Annotated in this window: 5 protein-coding genes; all 5 read right to left on the reverse strand. The window is 60.5% G+C overall.

The window, feature by feature from the left end; translation table 11 throughout:
• Positions 1-542 (reverse strand): M48 family metalloprotease (locus AC0AP0_RS08980; RefSeq protein WP_490430216.1); only part of this gene is annotated, 542 nt, incomplete at its 3' end.
• Positions 543-628: 86 nt separating this feature from the next.
• Positions 629-1,228, reverse strand: coding sequence for a DUF4411 family protein (locus tag AC0AP0_RS08985; RefSeq protein WP_490430217.1), 600 nt, complete (start codon positions 1,226-1,228; stop codon positions 629-631).
• Positions 1,225-2,406, reverse strand: a complete 1,182-nt coding sequence (locus tag AC0AP0_RS08990) for an ImmA/IrrE family metallo-endopeptidase (protein WP_490430218.1) — start codon at positions 2,404-2,406, stop codon at positions 1,225-1,227. Before AC0AP0_RS08990 ends, AC0AP0_RS08985 begins: the two co-directional genes overlap by 4 nt.
• 163 nt (positions 2,407-2,569) lie before the next feature.
• Complete coding sequence (locus tag AC0AP0_RS08995) at positions 2,570-4,036, reverse strand: FAD-dependent oxidoreductase (RefSeq protein ID WP_490430220.1); 1,467 nt, start codon at positions 4,034-4,036, stop codon at positions 2,570-2,572.
• Positions 4,037-4,153: 117 nt separating this feature from the next.
• Positions 4,154-4,914: HAD family hydrolase (locus tag AC0AP0_RS09000; protein ID WP_490430219.1), on the reverse strand; the 761-nt coding region annotated here is incomplete at its 5' end.

A 4,914-nucleotide genomic window follows, 5' to 3' on the forward strand; every position in this document is an offset into this window, starting at 1 on the left:
CTGTCCCGGCTGTCACCGCCGAAATACATGAGGGAGTAACCCAGGTAGGTGATGACCGTAGCCATGGCCGAAGCCACGGCAGAGGTCAGGATGTCATGGTTGTAGACATGCATGAGCTCGTGGCCCAGCACCCCGCGAATCTCCCGCTCGTTGAGGATGCGCAGGATCCCCTGGGTGCAGCAGACGGCAGCATGGCGCTCGTTACGGCCTGTAGCGAAAGCGTTGGGCGAGTCAGTGGGGGCAATGTAGATGCGGGGCATGGGCTTGCCGGCTCTCCCCGACAGCTCCCGGACAATCCGGTAAAGGTCGGGGGCCTCCTGCTCGCTGACCGGCCGGGCATGCATGGAGGCAATCGCCACCTTGTCAGAGAACCAGTAGGATCCGAAAGTGGTGGCCAGGCCTATGAGGATATAGATGCCCAGCGTCCCCTGGCGACCGCCGGTCAGCCACCAGATGAGCATAATAACGGCCCACATAAGGGCGAACAAAAGCGTCGTTTTCAGGCCGTTGAAATGTCCGTGAACCTTCAGCTTGCCATTCATGGGTTCCATGGTAGACAATGCCGCTGAATTTTTGCTGAACGACCGCTGAAAAGATGGGACTGCCGGGCTCCTCCCCTACTATCTGCTCAGAACAGGCCTGGTTGGCTCGCAGCCTTTCTCCTGCTTTTAGGCTCAGAAGGAACATATTGGGCCTTCTTCAACCTCCCGTTGGTATCGAAGAATCGGCGAAGATTGATGGTCTTCACCCCAAACTGCTCTGCGATGTTAGGGATCTTGGGCTCTTTCTTCATGTGCTGTCCCTGTTGCAGCGGAACTCGGGCCTCATCCGTCACAATGACTGCACCCTCAACCTTGGCCACGGCAATCAGCCAGGGATCCGCCTTGCCCTCTGACTCCCAGTATTGGCGCGAGCCTTCCGTATACTGCCCGCAGGTGACCAGATAATCCTGGATTTTCGCATATACCTGCGCATACCTGTCGTCCTTGTGGCTTATTTGGCGGCCTTTGAACACTGCACGCACCCAAAGATCCAACATATCGGGATCAGCGGCCTGCTCGTTGACCAGCTCGTCGTAGACGACATCCACCATGGCAATCGACCTGTCCTCAGCCAGTTTTTCCATCCATCGCCAGAAGGGGTGGAACTCCTTGTAGTCGAAAGGATGGTTGAGCCGGTAGGAGGCGATGAAGATGTTGGAATCAGGCAGGTAGAGAGTAGCAGTCATATCAGCTTCTTTTCACGAATCAAACCCTGATAAGACTGCGGGGAACGCACCCCAACCAAGTCGAAGCCCTCAGTCGGAGCCAGTCTGCCCCCGTCCATGGCGGCATTGACCAGGCGGACGAAACCGGTGTCAACCCTGGAGGCATTGGTCCTGTTGCCATTGCCATGGGATTCCCGCTCCTGATGATGAACGGCCTTGTCCTGAAGATGCCGATTCATTCGTGTCTGCAGCTCCTCAAGCGTATCCTCGCCAGTCAAGCCGAACTGACGGGCCTGTATCCCCATGGCCAAGGCACTCAGATGGAAGTCGTCAGCTATGGATTCCGCGGCGTCGGCCGGCTCTTGGCCCTCGTCCAGCTTCTCCTGCCACAGCCGCCGGAAGCGGTCATCATCAATCACAGCCTTTACCACAGCCCGGTTTATCGCGCGCTCCATGGCCTTGCGATCCCCTTGGCCGCCAATACCGTCGAAGAGCTCCTGAGTGCCCAGCAGTACATGGCCCACCTCGTGAATCAAGGTGAAGATCATGCCGTCAAAGGAATCGTTTCTGTTGATGAACACCAGCGGAGCCATGTCGTCGATCAGCACGAATCCCCGGAATTCCTGAAGATCCAGCTTTCGAGAACTTACGGAACCCACCTGGGAGTTGAGCATGATCATGATGCCCGCATTGGATGCCCGTTCCTTGAGCTGACGGAAGCGGTCGCTGGAATTGCCGCCCTCCCAGGCAGAGCGCCCATCCAGTCCAAGGGTGGAGCGAAGCGCATCAGCCAGGGCATCGTCATGCTCGGCATCCTGTACCGAACCGACCAGCGGGTTGGCGTCCAAGCCGGACTCAAGCAATTCATCCCTGGCCCATTCCTGCCTGAATCGCATCTGGTCGATGGTGTCCTGCAGGTTTTTGCTCGGCTGCACAGACGTATTGCCTACGGTACGGTACCGGACCAGAGGCTCAAGGCGACGCTGGGGCACGACCGACCTGATCAAGGCGCCAAAAGGTATATGCAGGGCCCTGCTGAGCTGCTCAACCTTGTTGAAGGATACGGACACGGGTTCCTTGGATTCCAACCAATCCGGCAACTGGCCAAGCCCCCGGCGCCGAGACAGGGCCACCGGATCGGCATCACTCTCCTCAACGGCCCACTGCAGGGTTGCCGGATAGAGAGTCAGATTAGCCATGCCACGCTCCTTCGATTCCGTGAAGGGCTCTAATAACAATGATAGCTGCGCCGGGTCTATCCGTCCGCTGTGAGCACCCGGTAGCCAGATCAAGAAACAGGGCCTGGACGTGGTTTATGAAACCTCATCCAGGCCCTGCCACTGACGGCCTAAGACCAATCGCCTACTCGCCGTGGGCGAGCTGGCGAAGCTGGTCGGGATCGATGACCTTGATGTGCTCGCGGCCGACCTTGGCGCCTTCGGCTCGCTCATAGGCATCTACCCGCTTCCAACCGGCGAAGTCGATGGGCCTGATGCCCTTGTCGGCCAAGAAACGGTCAATCGAATCGTCGTCACGATCCTTGGCGAAGCGGCCGCGAGCCGGGCTGGCGGCCAGGTCATCCAGCATGTTGCCGATGGTCTCCAGGGCATCGGACTTGGTGGACCCGATCAGGCCCACGGGTCCCCGCTTGGCCCAGCCCGTTGCGTAAAGACGGTCGATGGGTCGGCCGTCCTGCCCTTCGGGAGCAGTGGTCACGCGACCATGGACGTTGGAAAGGGTGTAGCCGGAGAAGTCATAAGGAACGCCGGGAACCTCGGCAGGCTTGTAGCCGATGGCGTGATAGACGGCCTGTACCGGGTACTCCTCGTACTGGCCGGTCTCCTCCATGGTGCCCTCGGGCGTGACCTTGGTCTTCTCCACGCGAATTCCGGTGACCTTACCATCCTGGCCGATGATTGCGGCAGGCATCCGGTAGAAGTGCATATAGAAACGGCGGTCGGCGGGATTGCCTTCGAAGTCGACGCCACCGTCTTCAGCCATGTCCTCGGCCATCTCCCTGATGGTGAAGAGCTCCTCCAGCATCTGCCGGGTCAGCTTGTCGGCGCCGGCCCGATCGATGGTCTCCTGATCCAGATCGAAGTCCTCCTCGTCGATGACGATTTGCACCCCGGGCAGCTTCTCCAGCTCACGCAGCTCCTGGACCGAGAACTTGGCCTGGGCCGGCCCGCGACGGATGAACATGTGCAGTTCGCGGGCCTGGTTGCCTTGAATCCCCTGGTAGACATTGTCGGGGATGTCGGTGCCCAGCAGGTCGTCGGCCCGGCGCATCAGTATTCTGGAGACATCCATGGCCACGTTCCCGCCTCCGATGACGGCCACCTGCTTGGCATCCAGGGGCCAGTCCTGGTCAGCTTCGGGATAGCCGTCATACCATTCGACGAAGTGGGCGGCCCCGTGAACGCCATCAAGGTCGTGGCCGGCGATCTCCAAGGGGCGGTCGTCCACGGCACCGGTGGCGAAGAGCACCACATCGTAGCGCTGAAGCAGATCATCCAGGTTGACGTCCTTGCCGAACTCCACATCCGCATAGAGATGGATCTCGGGGTTGTCCAGGGTCTTCTCCAAGGCGCCGGCGATGTATTTGATGCTGGGATGATCGGGAGCCACACCGTAACGAACCAGGCCGAAGGGAACGGGCAGCTTCTCGAACAAATCGATACGGGCCCGGTCGCCCAGACCGAGATCGGCACCCTTCTCCCGGAGCTGCCGCAGCAGGATGTCAGAGGCATAGACCCCTGCAGGCCCCGCACCTATGACGGCCACGCGCAGGGGGGAGCCGGCTCCCTCGCCGCGGGCCGGTGCGGGCATGGTGGAATCGTTGACACTAATATCACTCATGCTTGTCAGCCTAACGCAAAGCGGCGGGCGGAAACAGAGCTAGTCGGGCTCCATCCCCGGGACTTTCACCAAGCGTCGCGAATGACCTCAGTCCCGGTCTATCAGCGCAGTCAGGGCCCAAAGAATGGAAACCACGTCGATGGCCTCCTGTGTAAAGGCACCCACAACCACCGGAATCAGGTCGAAGGCGGCGCAGAGCATGCCCACCGTGGCCAGGGTCAGCCCCAGCATGACCGCCTGGAGCATGACCCGCTTGGTCCTGCGGGCGATGGTGATCGACCTGGACAGACAGGCGATGTCGTCATTCATGATCACAGCCTGGGCGGACTCGGAGGCGGCCGTAGTGGTCCCGTCGGTGATGGCCATGCCCACGTCGGCGGCGGCCAGGACCGGAGCATCGTTGACCCCGTCCCCCACCATCAGGGTGATGGATTTGGTCACTGACTCACCAAGGAATTTGGACAGCCAGATGTCCCAGAATGGCTGACGGTTGGGCTCCTCCCTGGAAGCCTTGGCGATCAGATCGGCCTTGTCCTCGGGGAAGAGGCCGGCATGCACGTCGGTGATGCCCACCTGGCCGGCGATGATCCGGGCCGAGTCCTCCTTGTCGCCGGTGACCATGGAGAGACGGGTGATGCCCAATTCCCGCAACTGGGTGATGGTCTGGGCGGCATCCGACCTGGGCACGTCCTTCATGACGACCCTAGCGGCCAAGACCCCATCGATAGAGACATAGGAGGCCATCTCGTCAGGTGCCAGGGGGCCGAATACATCACTTGAATGCCCGTCTGCCACGAACTGGGCCCTGCCCACCTTGACCTGGTGGCCGTCGACCTGGCCCTGTACCC

The organism is Bifidobacterium sp. POST2/T3 (B1), assembly GCF_058197115.1.

Excerpts from the sequence above, each read along its gene's own strand:
- AC0AP0_RS08985 (WP_490430217.1), bottom strand. The coding sequence starts at position 1,228 with ATGACTGCTACTCTCTACCTGCCTGATTCCAACATCTTCATCGCCTCC.
- AC0AP0_RS08990 (WP_490430218.1), bottom strand. The coding sequence starts at position 2,406 with ATGGCTAATCTGACTCTCTATCCGGCAACCCTGCAGTGGGCCGTTGAG.
- AC0AP0_RS08995 (WP_490430220.1), bottom strand. The coding sequence starts at position 4,036 with ATGCCCGCACCGGCCCGCGGCGAGGGAGCCGGCTCCCCCCTGCGCGTG.